Raw genomic sequence first — 19,670 nt, forward strand, 5'->3', positions numbered from 1 at the left:
AGAATTTGCCCCCGCCTTTGCGGGGGTGACGAACAGCAGAGATACGAATGATGCACGCCTATCGCACCCACACTTGCGCCGCGCTCCGCGCTACCGACGTCGGCCAGACGATCCGCCTGTCAGGCTGGATCCACCGCAAGCGCGATCACGGCGGTGTGCTGTTCGTCGATCTGCGCGACCACTACGGCATCACCCAGGTCGTGGCCGATGCCGACAGTCCGGCACTAGCGATCCTGGAGGCCGCGCGGGTCGAATCGGTCATCACGATCGACGGCGAGGTGAAGGCGCGCGCGGCCGGCACGGTGAACGCCAATCTGCCGACCGGCGACATCGAAGTCTTCGCGCGAGGTGCCACCGTGCTATCGGCCGCCGACGAACTGCCGATGCCGGTCGCCGGCGAGCAGGAATATCCCGAAGACATCCGCCTGCGTTACCGCTTCCTCGACCTGCGGCGCGAGACACTGCACGCCAATATCGTCCGTCGGACGAAGGTCATCTCGGCAATGCGCCGCAAGATGGAAGAGGTTGGCTTCACGGAATATTCGACGCCGATCCTGACCGCCTCTTCGCCCGAAGGCGCGCGCGACTTCCTGGTGCCGAGCCGCATTCATCCGGGCAAGTTCTACGCGCTGCCGCAGGCACCGCAGCAGTATAAGCAGTTGCTGATGGTCGCGGGCTTCGACCGCTATTTCCAGATCGCGCCGTGCTTCCGCGACGAAGACCCGCGCGCCGACCGCCTGCCGGGTGAATTCTACCAGCTCGACCTGGAGATGAGCTTCGTCACGCAGGAAGAAGTGTGGGAGACGATGGAGCCGGTCATCGGCGGCATCTTCGAGCAGTTCGCCGACGGCCGCAGCGTGACGCCCTCCGGCGAATTCCCGCGCATCCCCTACGACGAGGCGATGCTGAAGTACGGCAGCGACAAGCCGGACCTGCGCAACCCGCTGATCATCACCGACGTGTCGGAGCATTTCACGCAAAGCGGGTTCGGTCTGTTCGAGAAGATCGTCGGGTCGGGTGGCGTCGTCCGCGCCATCCCGGCGCCGGGGACGGCGGACAAGAGCCGCAAGTTCTTCGACGACATGAACGAATGGGCGCGCAGCGAAGGCCATGCCGGTCTCGGCTATGTCACCCGCAAGGGCGGCGAATTCGGCGGGCCGATCGCCAAGAACCATGGCCCCGAGAATATGGAGGCGCTGTACGCCGCGCTCGGCCTGGGCCCGGATGACGGCCTGTTCTTCGCCGCCGGCAAGGCTGACGCGGCGGCAAAGCTCGCCGGTGCCGCGCGCACGCGTGTCGCCGACCAGCTCGGCCTGATCGAGCAGGGCGCATTCCGCCTGTGCTGGATCGTCGACTTCCCGTTCTACGAATGGGACGAGGATACGAAGACGGTCGACTTCGCGCACAACCCCTTCTCGATGCCGCAGGGCGGACTCGAAGCGCTGGAGGGACAGGACCCGCTGACGATCAAGGCGTATCAGTACGACCTGGTCTGCAACGGTTATGAGATCGCGTCAGGCTCGATCCGCAACCAGTCACCCGAGCTGATGGTGAAGGCGTTCGAGCTGGTGGGTCTGAGCAAGGCCGACGTCGAGGAGCGCTTCGGCGGCCTGTATCGCGCGTTCCAGTATGGCGCGCCGCCGCACGGCGGCATGGCGGCGGGCGTCGACCGCATCGTCATGTTGATCTGCGGCGCGCAGAACCTGCGTGAAATCACGCTGTTCCCGATGAACCAGCGGGCCGAAGACCTGCTGATGGGCGCACCGAGCCTGGCGATGCCGAAGCAGCTGAAGGAGCTGAGCATCAAGGTGGCCGAGCAGGCGAAGCCGGGTGCGACGGCGGGGACGAGCACGCAGCCGATCGCGGCGGTGGTGAAGCCGGAGTAAGCGGGGAAGGGGCGCCGACTTGACCTGCCATGCTCCGGCGAAGGCCGGAGCCTCGGCGGTCGGCCCTCCTTAACTTGCCAGAATTCCGGCTTTCGCCGGAGCGCATATTCGGATCAGGCGGACCGCTTCTCGCCGGCCTTGACGCGCTGCCAGAGCTGTTCCTGCTCCTCCAGCGGAAGCCCGGCGAAGGCATCACCCGCCATGGCTTCCATCGCGCGGAAGCGGCGTTCGAACTTGGCGTTCGCGACGCGCAAGGCGGCCTCGGGCTCGACACCGAGCTTGCGCGCCCAATTGACGACGGCGAGCAGCAGGTCGCCGACTTCTTCGACACGCTCATCGTCCGACGCGGCCTCGACTTCGGCCAATTCTTCGTCGACCTTGGCACGGGCTCCGCTCGGATCGGGCCAGTCGAAGCCGACCCGCGCGGCACGCTTTTGCAGCTTCTCCGCACGCAGGAGCGCCGGCAGGCTCAGCGCAACGCCGGCGAGCGCGCTCGGGTCGGTCTTGGCGGCACGTTCCTCGGCCTTGATGACTTCCCACAGATGATGGCCGCCCTCGGTCGCGTCGCCGAAGATATGCGGGTGTCGGCGTTCCATCTTGTCGCTGATCGCGGCGACGACGTCGGGCAATGCGAAATGGCCGGCTTCCTCGGCGATCCGCGCATGGAACACGACCTGGAGCAGCAGGTCGCCGAGTTCGTCCTTCAGTTCGCCCATGTCGCCGCGCGCGATCGCGTCGGCGACTTCATACGCTTCTTCGATCGTGTAGGGCGCGATCGTGTCGAACGTCTGCACCGTATCCCATTCGCAGCCATGCTCGGGGTCGCGGAGCCGGGCCATGATGGTTACCAACCGTTCGATCATCGCCCACCCGTCAGTTCGATAACATACATTATGTAAAATGGTGTCAGCTTTGCGGGTTGCGCTTCGGCTCTAGAATTAGCGTCCGCCCCTCGACCCGCCATGATCCGAGCCGCGACAGGAAATTCATTCCGAGGACATCCGTCCCGCCAAACGCCGGCGACACAACGACGCCCAGGTCGTTCGTCTCAAGCGTCCCGAGCGAAACCCGCTCGACCCGTGCGCGGCGCGCGGTCACCGACCCGTTGGCGGTGTTGATCACCACCGGAAAGCCCACCGCGTCGGGCTCGATCCCGATTGCGTTCGCGCTCGCTTCCGACACCGCGGTGATCGTCGCGCCGCTGTCGACCAGCATGCGTTTCTCGACGCCGTTCAGCGTGACGCGCGCCCAGAAATGGCCGTCCTCGCTCATCTGGATGCGCACCGTGTCGCCGACCACGGTCTGTCCGCCGATGCCGATCCGTTCGCCGATATCGGTAAAGATCGGTGCGATCCGATCGCGGTTGGCGAACGCCAACGTCGCCACCGCGAAGATCGCGACCCAGCTCAGCACCGAGCGCAAGATCTGACCGAACGAAAGACGGCGCGCCGACAAAGCACTCAGCACCAGCACCAACGCGCCGATGCCCCACAGGAAGGACGCGCTGTCGTCGGTCACAGCCGGACCTCCAGCCCGTCATAGCCGGGCTCGACACCCGCGGGCAGCGTCGCGCACAGCGTTCGGTAATCCATCGACTGATCCATATGGGTCAGAATGGCGCGCTTGGGCCGCAGTTCCGCGATCCAGCCGAGCGCCTGGTCGAGCGTCGGGTGCGTCGGGTGCGGAGCACGGCGCAACGCGTCGATGACCAGCACGTCGGCATCTTGATACAGACTTCGCATATTTTCAGTTAAGATATTGAAGTCGGTTGCATAAACGATCGCTGAACCGGCATGTTCGAAGCGAAGCCCGGCGCTGATGATACTGCCGTGCGGCTGATCGGTGACGCGGATAGTCAGCGAGCCGATGGTCAGATGATCGGGTAGCAATTCGCCGACGACGGTCGACGGATAGCCGTCGCGACCGTGAAAGGCGTAAGCGAACCGGCCTTGCAGACTGGCAAGCGTCGCCTGTCGGGCCAGACCGCGCACCGGCGTGCGCTGCGCATGGTAGACCTGGCGCAGGTCGTCGAGCCCATGGCAGTGGTCCGCATGGTCGTGCGTCCAGATCACTGCATCGACTGTCGCCACGTCCGCGGCGAGCAATTGTTCGCGCAGGTCGGGACCGGTATCGACCAGGATCCGGGTGTCGCCGGTTTCGATCAGGATCGACACTCGCAGCCGGCGGTTGCGGGGCTCGTCCGGATCGCACGCACCCCAGTCGTTGCCGATCCGCGGGACGCCCGAGGATGTGCCGCAACCGAGGATGCGCAGCTTCATGCCCGGCGGGTCTTGGCGAACAGCGTGTGAAAATTCTCACGCGTGCGATCGGCAAGCATCTCGGCGTCCTCGCCGCGCAACTGCGCAAGGAAGCGGCAGGTATCGGCGACGTACGCCGGTTCGCCGGTCTTGCCGCGATGGGGCACGGGCGCGAGGAACGGCGCATCGGTTTCGATCAGCAGCCGGTCGATCGGGAGGCGTGCGGCGGTCTCTTGCAAATCGCGCGCGTTCTTGAACGTCACGATGCCGGAGATCGAGATGTAGAAGCCCATCGCCAGCGCGGCATCGGCAAAGGCCCCGCTGGCGGTGAAACAGTGGATGACCCCGGGATAGGCCCCCTTCCCCAGCTCATCCTCCAGGATCGCCAGCGTGTCGGCTTCGGCATCGCGGGTGTGGACGACGATCGGCAGGCCGGTCTCGCGGCAGGCGGCGAGATGCGCGCGGAAGCTCGACTGCTGCTGCTCGCGGTCGCTCTTGTCGTAAAAATAGTCGAGGCCGCTCTCGCCGATCCCGACCACGCGCGGGTGGGCGGCGCGGGCGACCAGCTTGGCGGTGTCGATATGCGGGTGCTGGTCGGCCTCATGCGGGTGAATGCCGACGGTCGACCAGACGTCGGGCTCGCTTTCGGCGGTGGCGAGCACCGCGTCCCACTCGCTCTCGCGCGTGGCGATGTTGAGCATCGCGACGACGCCGGAGGCGCGAGCGCGTTCGAGCACGCTCTGCTGATCCTCCGCCAACCCTTTGTAATTCAGGTGGCAATGACTATCGGCGAGCTTCATTCCGCGGCGAGCTCCAGGCGGGGGAAGACTGGGCTGGGTGGGTTCAGTCGGGCGCTCGTGGGGTCCCAGTCGGACAGCAGTGCGGCGTGGTCACGCGCTGCCACGCCCAGCTGATCGAGCACCGCCGCCGCCGATGTCGGAATGACCGGCAGGATGGTGATCGCCAGACGCCGGATCGCGTCGACCAGTGTACCGAGCACCGCGTGCATCCGCTCCGGATCGGCCTTGCGCAGAGCCCAGGGCGCCTGGGTGTCGATGTATGCGTTGCAGGCGAAGACGCCGCGCATCCACGCCTCGATTCCCTGGCTCAATGCCAGATCGTCGAACTGCGTCACGAATTCACGCGTTGCCGCATCAACCTCGGCGAGCAGTTCGGCATCGGCCGGTTCGCTCCGTCCGGTCTCAAGCTGGCCAGCAAGGTTCTTGGCGATGAAGGCCAGCGTGCGCTGCGCCAGATTGCCGAAGCTGTTCGATAGATCGGCGTTCGACCGCGTCACGATCGCTTCGTCGCTGAACGTCCCGTCCTGGCCGAAGCTGACGTCGCGCAGCAGGAAATAGCGCAACGGATCGACGCCGTAGAGTTCGGCGAGCGTCATCGGGTCGACGACATTGCCGACCGACTTCGACATCTTCTCGCCCCGGTTGAGCAGGAAGCCATGGCCGAATACCTGTTTCGGCAGCGGCAGCTTCGCCGACATCAGGAAAGCGGGCCAATAGACGGTGTGAAAGCGGACGATATCCTTGCCGATCAGATGCAGGTTCGCAGGCCAATATTTTGAAAACAGAGCGTTATCATCCGGGTATCCGGCGCCGGTGATATAGTTGGTCAGTGCGTCGACCCAGACATACATGACGTGGCCCGGGCTGTCGGGCACCGGCACGCCCCAGTCGAAGCTGGTCCGCGAGACGCTGAGGTCGGCGAGCCCGCCTTCGACGAAGCGCAGGATCTCGTTGCGGCGGCTTTCCGGGCGGATGAAATCGGGCTGCGCCGCATAGAGGTCGAGCAGCGGCTGCTGATATTTCGACAGGCGGAAGAACCAGGTTTCCTCCGCGGTCCATTCGACCGGCGTGCCCTGCGGCGACAATTTGCTGCCGTCCTCCGCGACCGACAGTTCCTTCTCTTCGTAGAAGGCCTCGTCGCGGACCGAGTACCACCCCTCGTAGCGGTCGAGATACAGGTCGCCGGCATCCGCCATCGCACGCCAGATCGCCTGGCTGGCGGCGTAGTGATCGGGCTCCACGGTGCGGATGAAGCGATCATATCCGATGTTCAACTTACCGGCCATCTTGTGGAAATAGCCCGACATTTCATCGGCCAGCGCGCGCACATCGACGCCGCGGTCGCGGGCGGTCTTGACCATCTTCAGCCCGTGTTCGTCGGTGCCGGTCTGAAACCGCACATCGCGCCCGGCCTGGCGCTGGAACCGCGCGATCGCGTCGGCGGCGATCATCTCATAGGCGTGGCCGATGTGCGGGCGGCCGTTCGGGTAATGGATCGCGGTCGTGATGTAATAGGGCTCGGACATGGGCGTGCCCTAGCCAGTTCAGCGGCCCCGCGCCAGCCGTGCAACATAGCCGCCCATCTCGAACGTCGTCGTCGCCGCGTCGAGCGACTGGGCGAGCGACGCGCGCGCGAGGTCGGCCGCCGCGGCATAGGCATCGAGCGCCTCGCGCAGCCCCTCCCCGTTCAGCGTCCGCGCACGTTCGGCGATGAAGGCAGGGACGCGCTCCAGAAAAGCTTCGTAACGGGGCTGGGCCGCTTTGGGGGACAGGGCCTTCGACAGCTTGACCCGCTGTTGTGTGTCGACGTCACCGTCGCGGACGATCGTCTCCAGCGCCGTCTCGATCGCGGCGAGATCGAGCCCGGCGAAACGCAGCGCACGTCCCGGCGACCCCGCACCGGCGCGGATCAGCGCCGCCAGCTCGGCCTCGGTCGCCTGTGGAACAGCCTCGCGCAGGACGGTGCGCATCTCGCCTTCGCCCAGCACGTCGAATCGCAACAGGCGGCAGCGCGATCGGATCGTCGGGAGCAATCGGCCGGGCGCATGGCTGACGAGCAGGAAGATCGTCCCCGCGGGCGGCTCCTCCAGGCTCTTGAGGAGCGCGTTGGCGGCGGGGCGTTCGAGGTCGTCGATCGCGTCGATCACGATCACGCGGCGGTCGGACATCGACGGCTTGACGCCGAGCATCGGCCCCAGCGCGCGGATCTGGTCGATCTTGATCGAGCGTGCGGTGCCCTTTTCGGGCTTGTCTGCATCGACAGGCAGGCGGTCGAGCACGCGATAGTCGGGATGTGCGCCCGCGGTGATCATCGCCGCAGTACGGCCCGCCCGGTCCCCCGCCGCGCGCGCCAGCAACCGCTCCGCGGCATGTTTGGCAAAGGTCGCTTTGCCCAGCCCCTCGGCCCCGGCGATCAACCAGGCGTGATGGAGGTTACCCGCGACGTCGGCGGCCTCTATCGCCGCGCGGGCCTCGTCATTGCCGACAAGTGACGTCATGGCAGCAGGTCGGCGAGCGCTTTCAGCAGCCGTTCGGTCACCACTGCGGGCGTCGCCGCGGCATCGACCAGCCGAACGCGCTCGGGCTCCTGTTCGGCGATGCGACGGAACTGCGCGGCGACGTCGGCATGGAAGTCGGGCCCGCGTTGGGCGAAGCGGTCCGCGGCACCGGCGTCGCGGGCGGCGGCGCGTTCGGCGCCCTGACGATGATCGATCTCGAGCACCAACGTCCGGTCGGGCAACACCCCTTTGGACCCGAAGGCATGGAGCGCCAGGATCGCGGCATCGTCGATGTCCTGCGCCCCCTGATAGGCCCGCGTCGAGTCGACGAACCGGTCGCAGATCACCCAATGTCCCGCTTCCAGAGCCGGGCGGATGCGCTTTTCGACATGGTCGGCGCGTGCAGCGGCGAACAGCAAAGCCTCGCTGTGCGAGCTCCACCGCGAGACGTCACCGCCCAGCAACAGGCCACGGATTGCCTCCGCCCCTTCGCTGCCGCCGGGCTCGCGCGTGACCACCACGTTGAGCCCGCGCGATTCCAACGCGCTGGCCAGGGCGGCGGCCTGGGTCGACTTTCCCGCCCCCTCCCCGCCTTCCAGCGAGATGAACTTGCCTGGTGTCACGCGCCGAACAGCGACATCAGCCCGGCCCAGGCGCGACCGAAGAAGCCGGCCTCGCCCACATCGGCTTCGGCGACCAGCGGCATCGTCGAGGTCGGGCCGCCTTCGGTCTGGACGACCAGGTCGGCGATATGCTGGCCGGCCTTGATCGGTGCCTGGATCGGGCCGTTATAGACGACCTTCGCATTCATCTTCGGATCGCTGCCCGCCGGGATTGTGATCTTCAGATCCTTCGGCGCGACGAGGCCGACTTCGCTCTCGCTGCCGCCCTGGACTTCGGCGGCCGACACGCGCTTGCCCTTGCCAACGACGGGCTTGGCCTTCCACGCGCGGAAGCCCCAATCCATGAACTTGACCGATTCGCTGATCCGCTCGTTGAAGCTGTTGAGGCCCGCGACGACCATCACCAGACGCCGGCCATTCTGTTCGGCCGATCCGGTGAAGCCATAGCCGGCTTCCTCGGTGTGGCCCGTTTTCAGGCCGTCCGCGCCGGCGACCCGGCCGAGCAGCGGGTCACGGTTGGCCTGGGTAATGTCGCTGCCCGAGCCCAGCGTCTTGCCCCAGGTGAATTCCTTCAGCGAGTAGAAGCGCTTGTAGAGCTGCGGGTGGTTCTCGATCGTCGCCTGCGCCAGACGGGCGAGGTCGCGCGCGGTGACATAGGTCACGCCGCCATCGGGCCAGCCGTTCGACGTCCCGAAATGGCTGTTCTTGAGCCCCAACTCCGCCGCCTTCTTGTTCATCAGCGCGGTAAAGGCTTCCTCGGTTCCCGCGATCTGTTCGGCAAGCACGACGCAGGCGTCGTTGCCCGACAGCACGACGATGCCCTTTAGCAGATTGTCGACGCTGACCTGCTCACCAGGCGACAGGAACATGGTCGAGCCGGCCTGGGGCCCGTGCCACTTCTGCCATGTCTCCGGCCGCACCGTCGCCATCGTGTCGAGTTTCAGCTCCCCCTTCTTGATCAGGTCGAACGCGACATAGGCCGTCATCATCTTCGCCATCGATGCCGGCGGCATGCGGACGTCGGCGTCCTTGGCGTAGAGCACCGCGCCGGTCGACAGATCTTCCAGATAGGCGACACGCGCCGTCGTCTGGAACGGCGGGGCCTGGGCGATGCCGGGGGTCGCCGCAAGCAAGGCAAAGATCGAGGCGAGAGCAGGAGCTTTCATCATGGGACGGTCCATTACGCTGAATATTACGGGAAGCGGACGATCGTCGCGCCAGGATAGCCGCGGCGGGCGACATCGGCCTTGGCACGCTGGGCGGCGGCGAGATCGGGATAGGGGCCGAGCCGGACGCGCCACACCGGAGGCCCGGCGATGACAGCCCCACCCAGCGCCTGGGCGAGAGTCATCGCCCGGTCCGCACTGGACACGGCAGCGACCTGAACGGAATAGCCGGCGGCAACGGCCGAACGGGGCTCGGCCGGTTTCTCCGGACGGGTGGCGGTTGCGGGCGCTTTGCGCGCCGCCGGAGTGGACATGGCGCGCAGCGTCGGCACCACCAGAGGTGCCGATGCGAGTTTTCGGCGCAACGCGGCCAGGAGCGCCGGCGGGGCATCCGGGCGCGGTTCGCCCGGGCGACCGGCGTTCAGTTGCGCAACGTCCTGCGGCAGGGGGACGACCCGGCGGACGCGGACGCCCTGTCCGACGCCACCCAAGGCGGCTGCCGCATCGCTCGACACCATGGCGATCCTGTCGGGCGCGACGTTTCCGCTGGCCACGCGCAGAACGATAGTCCGGCCGGTGTCCAGCGCCGTCACCTCCGCATAGCCCCCCGGCGGCAGATCGCGGGCGACTACGAACAGGCCGGACATCTGCGCTTCGTCGGCCCGTCCGACCAGATCGTAGCGCGTTTCGCCGGCAGCCAGCTGCGACGACCCGCGCGGACCGTCTCCGGCCGCCGGTTCCTGCGCTAGGGCCGGCGCAGCAAGGATCAAGGCAAGGCTAGCGAGCGACTTCATCGGCGAGCAGCCCTACCGAAAGCGCGTAGAAATTCGAGCAGTTATAATCGAGAATCACGCGATAATTGCCCGTCAGCAGGTAAGCGGTGCGCCCGGGACCGTCCGGTTCGATCAGCGACGCCAGCACGTCGTCCGCGGGCCAGGCGCGATCCTGCGGCGCGATCCCCACCCGCCGCCACTCGGCGATCGTCCGCCAACGGCTGTGCCGGTCGTGCACGCGCGGGCAGCGCGGCGAGAGCGTCCGGTTTTTCATATCGGCGCGATTGAAGCCGGCCGGCACCGTGACCGCCAAGCCCCAGGGTTGCCCTGCGCGCCACCCGGCGTTGACGAAGTAATTTGCGATCGACGCCAGCGTGTCGGCCGGGTTCGACCAGATATCGGCGCGACCATCGCCGTCGCCATCGCGAGCGAGGCGCAGATAGACCGATGGCAGGAACTGCGGATACCCGAACGCGCCGGCCCAGCTGCCCTTCAGCCGGTCACGCGGCACCCCGCGGTCGATCATCTTCAGCGTGGCGATGAATTCGTCGGTGAACAGCTGGCGACGACGGCCTTCGTAAGCGAGGCTGGCCAGGCTGCGTGGCAGGTCGAAATTACCCGTGTACGAACCGTAATTCGTTTCATGCCCCCAGATCGCGACCATCATCGATTCGGGAACGCCGGTCTCGCGCTCGATCCGTTCGAGCCGTGGGCGTTCGCGCTGGTAGGCGGCACGCCCGCGCGAGATGCGAGCGGCATCGACATGCTGCGCCCTGTACGGCGCGAAGTTCGCAACTGGCGCATTCGGCGATGCTTCGGGCTGCTGGCGATCGAGTTCGACGACCCGCGGGTTGAAGGTCAGCGACGCTGTGACGCTGTCGAAGGTCTCCGGCCTAACCCCTTCCGAAAGCGCGCGACCGCGGATCGATCGGAGGAAGCTCTGGAACCCGGCCTCGTCCTGCGCGCTCGCGCCTGTGGCCAGCAGCAGCGTCGCTGCCACCAGACCATTCGCCCATCCACGCCAACGCATACGCAACCCCTGTTTACCAAGGACAGGTGATGCCACAGCGAGCGCCGCGGGGGGAACCCCAAACATCCCGGTGCTTGCACAAATGGTCGCAGGGGTTAAGGGCGTGCGAACCCGGAGAGATGGCCGAGTGGTTTAAGGCAGCGGTCTTGAAAGCCACTGGAGGTTCACGGTCGACGCGGTGAGAAGGTGAGGATTTCTGCGGGTTTGCCGCTACGTCTGGGTTGTGGGCGAAAGAACCCGTAAGTAGATTGTAAGCAGCAGGCGCGCTGACGGTACGGAAGAGTGTCCGAGTGGTTTAAGGAACCGGTCTTGAAAACCGGCGAGCGGGCAACCGTTCCGTGGGTTCGAATCCCACCTCTTCCGCCAATTTGAAATATGGGGGCTCCGGTGGCGCTGACAGGTAGAATCGATGTCCCCAGCTTTGGCGCGCCTGTCTCGGTCGAGGTAAGCGCAGGCTCCAGCATCGTGTTCGTTGGAGCGAACGGGGCGGGCAAGACAAGGCTTGGTGTGTACCTTGATACTAGCCTGTCCCAGGCTGGCTTGGAGGTCCACCGCATCGCCGCCCATCGATCATTGACCTTGAATCCGGCAGTGGTTCCGCCAAGCCTTGAGATCGCAACCAACCGGCTTTTCTACGGATACGACCAGGGCAATTACGCTCACAAATATGGGCATCGGTACCAGAACAAACCCGAGACGGCCCTGCTCTCCGACTTCGATCATGTGCTCGCTGCGCTGTACGCGGAGAACAATGACGTTTCCATCAAGTATCGTCAGGATGCCCTCAGCAAGCCAGATGAACGAATCACGCCTACCCCAGCCAAAGTGGATAAGTTAAAGAGCATCTGGGAAAAGCTTCTTCCTCATCGAGAGCTGATCGTTCTCGGCGGTAATCTGAGAACCAAGCCACCTGAGGGGGATGAGTATTCAGCGTCTGATATGAGCGACGGCGAGCGCGTCACGCTTTACTTGATTGCGCAGGCATTGCTCGCAAAGCCCGATACTCTCCTTATCTTCGATGAACCCGAGCTTCATATCAACCGCTCCATTCTTGCGAAGCTATGGGACGAGATTGAGTCTGCGAGGCCAGACTGCTGTTTCCTTTATATCACCCACGACGTTGAGTTTGCCAGTTCCAGGCATGCGGCGTCAAAATACGCACTCCGTGCCTTCCGGCGAGCACCGGGGGATGCCTGGGATATCGAGCAGGTTCCCGAGAGCAGCGAGCTACCAGACGATATCGTCGCCACTATCGTGGGTAGCCGCCGACCAGTTTTATTCGTCGAGGGGGATGGCGGCAGCCTGGACTCCGCGCTGTACCGCCGTGTGTACGACAAGTTTACAGTTGTCCCGGTTGGATCATGTGAGCAGGTGATACATACTGTATCCGCGTTTGCCGCCAGGCCGGAGTTGCACCGGGTGGGTTGCGCAGGCCTCGTGGACGCCGATGGGCGAACGGACGAAGAAGCCGCTTATCTCGAAACGAAGGGTGTTTATCGACTCCCGGTCTCCGAGATAGAAAACGTGCTCCTACTCCCCGGCGTCTTTTTAGCCCTCGCCGCATCTTTGAAGTTTTCTGCCCAAGAGGGGCAAGCCAAGCTAACCGCGCTTAAGGGCATAGTTTTTGCTCAAGCCGCGAAGCAGGTGGACGAGATTTGTCTTCGCTACACCCGGCGGCGGGTCGATGCGCAAATGAAGAAGATTGGCCTGTCAGGTTCGGACATAGGAACTCTTGATACAGAGTTTCGGCAGGCCGCGTCGAGCGTCGACCCTTCCGCAATATTCGGCGATGCGAAGGCCAAGCTGACCGACGCGATATCTAACCAGGAATACGAGAAGGTGTTGCTGGCCTACGACAATAAGGGCCTTCTCAGCGAAGTGGCCAAGCAGTTGGGCTATCAGCAGAAAGCGTTGGAGGAGTTCGTGGGACGGACGCTGAGGTCTGACGACAGTTCCGTTCTACATTCGGCGCTCAAAGACGATCTACCAGCAGCAACCCCCCGACCGTAGCCTCTACCGGCTTACGACTTACTTCTGTTTGGCTCAGGCCAGCAAAACTGCTTTGCGGCATAGCGCCTTACGGGAGCGTCCAACAGTTATGATAACTGACGGGCGGGGCCGGTTGCCGACCGGCCCCTACGCACGTCACTTCTTCTTTTTATCCGGCCGCTGCGACAAGGCAGACCCGGCCGCCGTCTTCGAGTCCTTGCCGGTGCGACCATCCCGGAGGACGTTGGAGGCGGCCTTGCCCGCCTTCGCGCTCGTGTGCTCGTTCTTCGCCATCGTTCAGGCTCCAAGCTCACACCATCTTGTGGTGCGGCCCTACGAACGACCTATTAGTTGATTTGTTCCCTGCCCGTTCCACCGTCGCGGCGGCAGCGCCCCGCTCCCCTAGGAGTGCAGGTGCGTGGCGCTGCCGATGGGCGCGGCGGCGGGAGTCTAGCACCACCGCGCCCACTAGGTCGGTCACTGGCCCGTGCCCGTTACCGACTGTCCCTAGATCGCTTCCTTGCACGGGTCGCACATGCGTACCCGCGCCACGTCGGCGGAGAAGAACGGGCGGCGGCAGCGGAGGCATGAGCGCCAGCCCACGTGTCTGACCACGCGAGGCGGGTGTCGGTCAGTGTCGAGCACCGGCTCGCGCCGGGTGCCACCGTCCCAGGGCCACTGCCGCGGCTCCACGAACCCCAGACCGTCCGCGCCCCGCGTCCGCTGCTCCGGGGCGCTGGGCGCTGCAACCGCCTGCGTGGGCGCGGACGCCCCCGTGCGCTCGCGCCACAGCGAAAGCCACTCGGGCAGGGGCACGGGCGCGGTCACCGCCACAGGTCCCACACGCGGTCGTTCCGCCAGCGGTACACAATGGCGATCAGCGCTTCGCCGTCGCGTGGGTCCAGCATCCCTGCGCTCATCATGCCCCGCCACTCACGGGCCATGTTCTCCAGCGTGCCGTATTGGCGCTCGAACGGGCACTGCGCCGGGGCGTCGGAGCGCTCTAGCCGCCCGACCCGCGCCAGCATGGAGCGGACGCGCGCCACGCTACGCCCTGACCACGCCCATGTCGGTCAGCAGCGCCAGGGCGTCAGCACGCGCTTCGTGGTCAGGGCTGTCGCGCACGATCTGCCAGAGCCTGTCGACCGTGGTCCGGTGCAGCTCGGCGTCGAATGGCTGGGGTTGCTCGGGCCGGGTGATGCTGAGCAGGTTGAACAGCTCGTCGCCCGTCATCGGCAGCACCTTGATCTGGCACGGGTGATCGCGGTGGAAGGCCCGTGCGCGCGCCAGGGCGGCGTCGTAGTCGGTGATCGGGTCTACCGCGGCGCGCCTGCCGTCCACGAGCGTCAGCACGAATAGGTCAAGCTTGCCGGGGGCCACTGTCGTGCAGCGATGGCGCGGCTCCCAAGACGCATAGGTCATGCCCTTCTGTCCTGCTCCAGCGCCGTCAGGCGCGCCTCCAGCTCCTCGGTCGCGCGGATGGACGCGAGCGCCCCGATTGCCTCGATGATCTGGCGACCCACGTCGGGGGCGACGACGCCGCCCGCGATGGCGGCCAAGACCTGCTCGACCTGGGTGGCGACCGGAGCCTGCGGATCGAAGTCGAAGGTCACCTTCTCGACCTGGGAGCGCAGCGCGGGCAGCACGCGGGCGAGGATCAGCGAGGCCGCGCCGACCTCCCCCTCCAGCGCCCGCTCGACCAGGGCCGAGACGATGGACTCCGCGTCGGCCAGCATCCGCTGGGCGATCTTGGCCCGCTTGTCGACGATGCCCCGCGGACGGCCAGCCGGGTTCGGGCTGCGCATACCCGGCGTCCAGGCGCGGCTGGCGGGCTTGGGCAGTTCCGGGGGCTGCGGCCCCGGCTGCGGCTGGACGGGCAGCGACACCGCCGCCTGGGCACCGTCCAGCCAGGGCGGCGGGTAGTAGGTATGTGCCTCGCTCACTGCGCTGGCTCCCCCTGTTCAGATCAGCTCTGGATCAGTCCGACGGTGAGCGCCTTGTCGGCGCGGGCCTTGGCGGCACGGAGCGCCTGAACCTCGTGCGGCTTCGCGCCGACGGCGGACTCGAGCGCGGTGAACATCATGCCTCCGCGGTTGCCGAGCAGCTTGAGCGCGCCCTGCATCACCGCCAGCTTGGCGGCCTCCTCCGGCGCCGCCTGCTCGTGGTACTTGCGCAGCAGCGCCGCGTGGCCCTCGGGCGTCAATCCGCAGAGGTACGAGGGACCGGCCAGCGCGGCCTCGGCGGTGACCAAGTCGCCGCGCGTGATGGCAGCGAACACGAAGCCCGGTCGGTCAGACGCCGGCATCCCCCGGATGTAGGCGCGTATCTCGGCTGCGATGGGGTGGGCCGCACGCGCGTTGACGGACGCGTTCAGCTTCTCCTCGATCTGCGCGATGCCCTTCGACAGGTTGGAGTGCTCGGTGTCGAACAAGGCCGCGCACTTCTTGAAGACGCGCTGCGCCATGTCGTCCACCTTGATGGTGCGACCGGCCTCGGTCAGCGACAGGTCGCGCTTCACCGCCTCGCCTGCATCGAACACGGCGGCGACGCCTTCGTACGCCTCCTTGAGAGCGCGCTCTGCCCCCGAGACGTACCCCTTGGTGGCGTCGTCGTAGCCGGGGAGATTGGTCACGTTGGCGGGGTGGAGGCTGGGCGTGACGCGGTTGTCGAGCTTGATGGACATGGGGGGCTCCCTGATTGAACCCGCTTACGGTACGCGCCACCCAAACTGTTGTCTCGCTGTTTTCCTGTTACATCACAGTGACTTAGCATCATGTTCCGGCAGTTTCGTTGTTTGTCGGAGCGACCCCGCGAGAGACTGGAAGGATGGCGCAGCGCGCCAGCGAACCCCCACGCACGCCAGGCGGCGCACGGTGTGGTGGGGGTGGGTTGGTTGGTGGGGTTCGCTACCTTAAGGGCTTACACCCTACCGGCGAACCCTAGTTCGCCAGGGCGGCCCAGGGCTGTCGGGGTTCGCTAGCTAACCCACCAGCGAACCCCCAGCGAACCCCCGCTACGCTGGCGAACCCTCCGGCGCTGCCTCCTCTGGACGCAGCCACGGGTTGCCGTTCGGCGACTTCGGCTCGTGCGTCAGCTTGCGTTTCGCGAACAAGCGCTCGACGGCCCCGAGCACGCGGTCCTGCGTGATGGCATACCCAGTCGCCTTCATCTCGCCGAGCTGTGCCTTCAGGCTGTTCTTGCTCGGGAATGCGCCAGCCTGCACCTGCTCGCGAGCCCACTTCAGAACGAAGTTGTCGTCGAGCTGCGAAGTCAGCGCATCGATCTCGCGGAGGGCGGCCTTCGTCCCCTTTCCGCCCTTGTTGGTCTGGAACGGATGCTCCGGCTTCTCCCCCGGCACCGCCCGACGCAGCGTCAGCGAGGTGATGGGGTCCCCGTCCTCATCGACGCCGATGTGTACCAACTGCATCTGGAAGGGGAAGCTCGTGCCGGTGGTACCGTCCTTCACCTTCGCCAGTCGGAAGCTCGCCATCCTCTCGGCCGGGTCGCCTTCCTTCTGGCACTCCACGACGAAGTCCATGGCGGCGTGCAGCCCTGACCAGCCGCGCATCCCCTTCGTCTCGTCCTTGCCGCTGTGGTGCACGAGCAGGATCACACCGCCGAGCTGCTGCTGAAGCTCGCGGAAGATTGAGATCATCTCTCCCATCGCACTGCTGTTCTCCTCGATCCCAGCTGACGCATGTGCCAGCGTGTCGATGCACAAGACGCCCCCCGCCCAGCCTTGTGCTTTCAGCCCCGAGACCAGCCTCTCGCGGTCAGCCTGTTCGCGCAGGTTTAAGGGCTCCATGATAACGGCTACGTGCGAGCGGATGTCGTTATCCGGTTCAAATGTCGCGAGGTTGTCGGGGTAGCGTTTGGCCGTCTGTGCGGTGCGCCACGCCCTGACGCGGTTGGGAACGCCGCCCTGACCCTCAAACGGCACGTAGACGGCCGGGGCGGCCTTCACCCGATGACCGAACCATTCAAGTCCATTTGAAATGTGTGAAAGCAGATCGAAGATGAGGAACGACTTGAAGGTGCCAGACGCTCCATAGATCGCGCCGATCCCGGCGTCGGGAATGATGCCCTTCACCAGCCAACGCAGCTTCGGCAGTGCGTCGAGGTCGCTGTCCACCAGAAGGCGGAGCGGAGGCGGCGCAGGCAGTCCGCCCGCCTCCGGCCGCATCGTCGCCACAAGGCCCGCGGCGATTTCAGCACCGCGTCGCGACTGCTCGGCCTGCTCCGTAACCCGCGCGGCGGCAACCGCCAGCGTGCTCCGCATGTAGTCGGGTCGGCCCGCCTTGGCCCGCTGCCCGAGGGCTGACAGTCGGAAGGTCGCCCAACACTCGCGAAGGGAACTAGTCCGCGGCAGCAGCAGCATCACAAGCGCAAGGTCGGCCTCAGACTGGGATTCGTACCGTTCGAGGCCCTCTCCCCGAAAGAGTCGCCCGAGCGCCCCACCGTCCGCACGCGCGAGCGACGCTAGTTCGTGGTTAGGCTGGTCCTCACCGGTGAGCAGGATGTCGGGCGCTGGCGGCTCCATCTGCCCCACCATGTTGGTGACGAGGGCTTGCCGGTCGGCGACTGGTTGATCGCGCACCACGTCACCAGTGCAGATGATGAAGCGCTCCTGGGAATATACCTCAACACCGTCGCGCCTGCGCCCTGGCCCCACCTCGGCTCGCACCCAGACGTGCCACCCTCGTCCCGACCGGGAATGTTCAGTGTAGCTGTCCGCCGCGTTGATTATGCTCCCGAAGCGTTCCAGGTCCTCAGCAGACGTGCCATCCTTCACGTCGAGGTCGATGCAGCAAAGCGGATCGCCCTAGTGGAGCATGAAGCCGACGTGCCATCCGTCGCCGCGCTCTGCCGCTGCGCGGCAGGCGGCATCGAAGTCCACCCAGGTCGCCGGGTCCGTGCTGCTCGAGGGGCGACCAGCGGTCGTCAGGGGTCGCTTATCGCCCGGAGCCGCGAGCGCCCACTGCGGACGTTGGCGTAGCTCTGCGGGGATGCGCTGCCAGCGCTGGTGCTGGTGCTGGTCGGGTTGCGGCTGAGCGCCGCCCTGTAGTATAGCGTTCATTGCTTGAAGTGCTCCAGGCGGCGGGATGTTGGCGCGTCCCGCCGCTTTTCTATGAGTTGCTTATGGTCTGCTTCCGCTGGACTGGGTGCGCGCAAATCGACGCACATCCTCAGCAGCCTGCGTCGGCAGACGAGCGGTTAAGTGATTTCATGGAGGTCTGCGCAGCGGGGCTGTACTCGCTCGTGCTGGCGAACGATTGACGCTCGATCCAGTCGGCTACGTCGGTGCGCCAATATCGTATCGGTGATTGCTTCTCGGTTCCGAGCTTGATGAAGCGCGGTCCTTTGCCTTTGCAGCGCCAGATTTCGAGGGTGTTCGGCTTGATGCCGAGCAGCGTGGAGGTTTGCTCGTTATCGAGCAGGTCGTTCAGACGAACGGATTCGGACATGGCGGTGACCCCGCGACAAGCATTTGCATGTACGCTGTGGACACCAGCACCAAGCGAGGCCGCATGCCCCCCTGGCAGTGTCCGGGTCCTGGGGGAATCTCACCCTTACTCCACCGGCTCCGTTTTCTGGAACTTCCCTCGTGGGGGCGCGCCCAGCAGCGCCGACCCTGTAAACCAAGGCTGTGTGCAGGTTTACGTGAGCCCGTTTGCATCAAGCAAGAGGCTTTTTTGGATCAATGGCGCAGCAGCGGTTGCATCTCCGCTATTGCAATTCTGCAATTCCGCGGGTAAGGCGGTTTCTCGCAGTATGTGCGGTGGTCGTCCAATATGGTAGGACGTCTCGATTTCGGTCGAGGAAATCCCGGTTCGATTCCGGGCTGCCGAAAGAAGCCAGAATTGACTTCTTTCGGCAGCCCGGATTTGTATGGTGGATGGACAACGCAACTCGCCTTACCATCTTCAACGCACAAGTTGCGAACGGTCGAGCGCTTAAGGGTGCTATCAGACAGATTCGCCGGGCCGTTAATGACGGACTGCGGAAAGGTAATGACGCTCAGGCTAGCGTTCATACAAAAGTGTTTGCGCAAACATTCTGCTCTTGGGCGGAGGCAAACTTTTCAAAGGTTTTGCATACACCTCATGGATTCACCCTCACCGAAATAGCCGAAGTGAAGCGAGTGTGGTCCGCACAAAGCTTGGCGGATGCATGGATCAAAGCCGTTGATTTAGGATTGAAGAAAGTTCCTGCTCAGCGGAGCGGCTTCGTGCCGAACGCGAGGCAGTCAATCCTGCGGCACATCAAGACCTACGTCTCAGATCCTGCTCTCCTGCGTAACAAGGTAGCCCATGGACAGTGGGAGGTCGCACTCAATCGGCATAACACTGCCGTGAACGCCGACTTGACGGCCGCCATGGTCGCGCTCGACATAGTCCAGATTGATCGCTGGCACGGAGGGCATGAGATGCTTGCGGCGATTGTCGAAAGCTTGATCGAATCTCCGGAGCGTACATTCGCACGTGACTACTGGCCACAGTTGGCAGCACTAGAAGGCTTTGCTCAACGATCCGCGCTTTGGACACTCGCTGCAAAGCGCGAGGCACTTCGTAGAAAGGTGCCAGCAAATGGAGCTTGATAGTTTAGGCTGAAGCGCCACCTGCTACCGAGCAACTGGTCAGGTGCCG

The 19,670-nt window shown here is 65.2% G+C and carries 20 protein-coding genes and 2 tRNA genes; 5 read left to right on the forward strand and 17 right to left on the reverse strand.

What is annotated here, in order from left to right; all coding sequences use genetic code 11:
* Positions 1–50: 50 nt before the first annotated feature.
* Positions 51–1,886, forward strand: coding sequence for an aspartate--tRNA ligase (gene aspS / locus JW805_07940; protein MBN2971946.1), 1,836 nt, complete (start codon positions 51–53; stop codon positions 1,884–1,886).
* Positions 1,887–1,999: 113 nt separating this feature from the next.
* On the opposite strand, the gene mazG is transcribed toward aspS, so the two are convergent.
* From mazG to JW805_07990, 10 genes are read right to left on the reverse strand one after another with little or no spacing between them, the layout of a single operon-like run.
* On the reverse strand, positions 2,000–2,749 hold the full coding sequence (gene mazG / locus JW805_07945; protein ID MBN2971947.1) for a nucleoside triphosphate pyrophosphohydrolase: 750 nt from the start codon (positions 2,747–2,749) through the stop codon (positions 2,000–2,002).
* A gap of 43 nt (positions 2,750–2,792) precedes the next feature.
* Entirely contained in the window at positions 2,793–3,404 is a 612-nt protein-coding gene (locus JW805_07950; protein MBN2971948.1) for a TIGR02281 family clan AA aspartic protease, read from the reverse strand.
* The gene (locus tag JW805_07955; protein MBN2971949.1) at positions 3,401–4,165 is read right to left on the reverse strand and encodes an MBL fold metallo-hydrolase; all 765 of its coding nucleotides are present in this window, start codon (positions 4,163–4,165) and stop codon (positions 3,401–3,403) included. Before JW805_07955 ends, JW805_07950 begins: the two co-directional genes overlap by 4 nt.
* A complete protein-coding gene (locus JW805_07960) occupies positions 4,162–4,944 on the reverse strand; it encodes a TatD family hydrolase (protein ID MBN2971950.1) in 783 nt (260 codons plus the stop codon). The genes JW805_07955 and JW805_07960 overlap by 4 nt, the downstream gene beginning before the upstream one ends.
* Complete coding sequence (locus JW805_07965; GenBank protein ID MBN2971951.1) at positions 4,941–6,470, reverse strand: methionine--tRNA ligase; 1,530 nt, start codon at positions 6,468–6,470, stop codon at positions 4,941–4,943. The genes JW805_07960 and JW805_07965 overlap by 4 nt, the downstream gene beginning before the upstream one ends.
* 18 nt (positions 6,471–6,488) lie before the next feature.
* Positions 6,489–7,442 (reverse strand): hypothetical protein, encoded by a 954-nt coding sequence (locus tag JW805_07970; protein MBN2971952.1) that lies wholly within the window; start codon positions 7,440–7,442, stop codon positions 6,489–6,491.
* Positions 7,439–8,065, reverse strand: a complete 627-nt coding sequence (locus JW805_07975; protein ID MBN2971953.1) for a dTMP kinase — start codon at positions 8,063–8,065, stop codon at positions 7,439–7,441. Before JW805_07975 ends, JW805_07970 begins: the two co-directional genes overlap by 4 nt.
* Positions 8,062–9,234: a D-alanyl-D-alanine carboxypeptidase gene (locus JW805_07980; protein MBN2971954.1), complete on the reverse strand. Its 1,173-nt coding sequence runs from the start codon at positions 9,232–9,234 to the stop codon at positions 8,062–8,064. The genes JW805_07975 and JW805_07980 overlap by 4 nt, the downstream gene beginning before the upstream one ends.
* Before the next feature lie 23 nt (positions 9,235–9,257).
* Complete coding sequence (locus JW805_07985; protein MBN2971955.1) at positions 9,258–10,025, reverse strand: SPOR domain-containing protein; 768 nt, start codon at positions 10,023–10,025, stop codon at positions 9,258–9,260.
* On the reverse strand, positions 10,009–11,034 hold the full coding sequence (locus JW805_07990) for a lytic murein transglycosylase (GenBank protein MBN2971956.1): 1,026 nt from the start codon (positions 11,032–11,034) through the stop codon (positions 10,009–10,011). Before JW805_07990 ends, JW805_07985 begins: the two co-directional genes overlap by 17 nt.
* Positions 11,035–11,310: 276 nt before the next feature.
* Here JW805_07990 and JW805_07995 point away from each other — a divergent pair.
* Together JW805_07995 and JW805_08000 are read left to right on the forward strand one after the other, a co-directional pair.
* Positions 11,311–11,400 (forward strand) — tRNA-Ser (locus JW805_07995).
* Positions 11,401–11,421: 21 nt separating this feature from the next.
* Complete coding sequence (locus JW805_08000; GenBank protein MBN2971957.1) at positions 11,422–13,044, forward strand: AAA family ATPase; 1,623 nt, start codon at positions 11,422–11,424, stop codon at positions 13,042–13,044.
* Positions 13,045–13,179: 135 nt separating this feature from the next.
* Here the strand turns inward: JW805_08000 and JW805_08005 are convergent, their stop codons facing one another.
* The 7 genes from JW805_08005 to JW805_08035 form a co-directional block, all read right to left on the reverse strand.
* The gene (locus JW805_08005; GenBank protein MBN2971958.1) at positions 13,180–13,317 is read right to left on the reverse strand and encodes a hypothetical protein; all 138 of its coding nucleotides are present in this window, start codon (positions 13,315–13,317) and stop codon (positions 13,180–13,182) included.
* Positions 13,318–13,847: 530 nt separating this feature from the next.
* Positions 13,848–14,069 (reverse strand): hypothetical protein, encoded by a 222-nt coding sequence (locus JW805_08010; protein ID MBN2971959.1) that lies wholly within the window; start codon positions 14,067–14,069, stop codon positions 13,848–13,850.
* Between the two features lies 1 nt (position 14,070).
* Positions 14,071–14,445: a hypothetical protein gene (locus JW805_08015; GenBank protein ID MBN2971960.1), complete on the reverse strand. Its 375-nt coding sequence runs from the start codon at positions 14,443–14,445 to the stop codon at positions 14,071–14,073.
* Positions 14,442–14,966, reverse strand: a complete 525-nt coding sequence (locus tag JW805_08020) for a hypothetical protein (protein MBN2971961.1) — start codon at positions 14,964–14,966, stop codon at positions 14,442–14,444. The genes JW805_08015 and JW805_08020 overlap by 4 nt, the downstream gene beginning before the upstream one ends.
* A 23-nt stretch (positions 14,967–14,989) precedes the next feature.
* On the reverse strand, positions 14,990–15,706 hold the full coding sequence (locus tag JW805_08025; GenBank protein ID MBN2971962.1) for a hypothetical protein: 717 nt from the start codon (positions 15,704–15,706) through the stop codon (positions 14,990–14,992).
* Between the two features lie 330 nt (positions 15,707–16,036).
* Positions 16,037–17,815 carry an AAA family ATPase gene (locus JW805_08030; GenBank protein ID MBN2971963.1) on the reverse strand — a complete coding sequence of 593 codons (1,779 nt, stop codon included), beginning with the start codon at positions 17,813–17,815 and terminating at the stop codon, positions 16,037–16,039.
* Positions 17,816–18,209: 394 nt separating this feature from the next.
* Entirely contained in the window at positions 18,210–18,488 is a 279-nt protein-coding gene (locus JW805_08035) for a helix-turn-helix domain-containing protein (GenBank protein MBN2971964.1), read from the reverse strand.
* A gap of 312 nt (positions 18,489–18,800) precedes the next feature.
* Between JW805_08035 and JW805_08040 the strand changes: the two genes are divergently transcribed.
* A tRNA-Glu gene (locus JW805_08040) sits at positions 18,801–18,873 on the forward strand.
* Between the two features lie 46 nt (positions 18,874–18,919).
* Positions 18,920–19,621 (forward strand): hypothetical protein, encoded by a 702-nt coding sequence (locus JW805_08045; protein MBN2971965.1) that lies wholly within the window; start codon positions 18,920–18,922, stop codon positions 19,619–19,621.
* Positions 19,622–19,670: the final 49 nt, after the last annotated feature.

It is taken from the genome of Roseomonas aeriglobus, from assembly GCA_016937575.1.
Classification (GTDB): domain Bacteria; phylum Pseudomonadota; class Alphaproteobacteria; order Sphingomonadales; family Sphingomonadaceae; genus Sphingomonas; species Sphingomonas aerigloba.

What these genes read in the sequence shown, in the direction of transcription:
- aspS (MBN2971946.1), top strand. Translation starts at nt 51, where the DNA reads ATGCACGCCTATCGCACCCACACTTGCGCCGCGCTCCGCGCTACCGAC.
- mazG (MBN2971947.1), bottom strand. Translation starts at nt 2,749, where the DNA reads ATGATCGAACGGTTGGTAACCATCATGGCCCGGCTCCGCGACCCCGAG.
- JW805_07955 (MBN2971949.1), bottom strand. Translation starts at nt 4,165, where the DNA reads ATGAAGCTGCGCATCCTCGGTTGCGGCACATCCTCGGGCGTCCCGCGG.
- JW805_07960 (MBN2971950.1), bottom strand. Translation starts at nt 4,944, where the DNA reads ATGAAGCTCGCCGATAGTCATTGCCACCTGAATTACAAAGGGTTGGCG.
- JW805_07965 (MBN2971951.1), bottom strand. Translation starts at nt 6,470, where the DNA reads ATGTCCGAGCCCTATTACATCACGACCGCGATCCATTACCCGAACGGC.
- JW805_07970 (MBN2971952.1), bottom strand. Translation starts at nt 7,442, where the DNA reads ATGACGTCACTTGTCGGCAATGACGAGGCCCGCGCGGCGATAGAGGCC.
- JW805_07980 (MBN2971954.1), bottom strand. Translation starts at nt 9,234, where the DNA reads ATGATGAAAGCTCCTGCTCTCGCCTCGATCTTTGCCTTGCTTGCGGCG.
- JW805_07985 (MBN2971955.1), bottom strand. Translation starts at nt 10,025, where the DNA reads ATGAAGTCGCTCGCTAGCCTTGCCTTGATCCTTGCTGCGCCGGCCCTA.
- JW805_07990 (MBN2971956.1), bottom strand. Translation starts at nt 11,034, where the DNA reads ATGCGTTGGCGTGGATGGGCGAATGGTCTGGTGGCAGCGACGCTGCTG.
- JW805_08005 (MBN2971958.1), bottom strand. Translation starts at nt 13,317, where the DNA reads ATGGCGAAGAACGAGCACACGAGCGCGAAGGCGGGCAAGGCCGCCTCC.
- JW805_08015 (MBN2971960.1), bottom strand. Translation starts at nt 14,445, where the DNA reads ATGACCTATGCGTCTTGGGAGCCGCGCCATCGCTGCACGACAGTGGCC.
- JW805_08025 (MBN2971962.1), bottom strand. Translation starts at nt 15,706, where the DNA reads ATGTCCATCAAGCTCGACAACCGCGTCACGCCCAGCCTCCACCCCGCC.
- JW805_08035 (MBN2971964.1), bottom strand. Translation starts at nt 18,488, where the DNA reads ATGTCCGAATCCGTTCGTCTGAACGACCTGCTCGATAACGAGCAAACC.
- JW805_08045 (MBN2971965.1), top strand. Translation starts at nt 18,920, where the DNA reads ATGGACAACGCAACTCGCCTTACCATCTTCAACGCACAAGTTGCGAAC.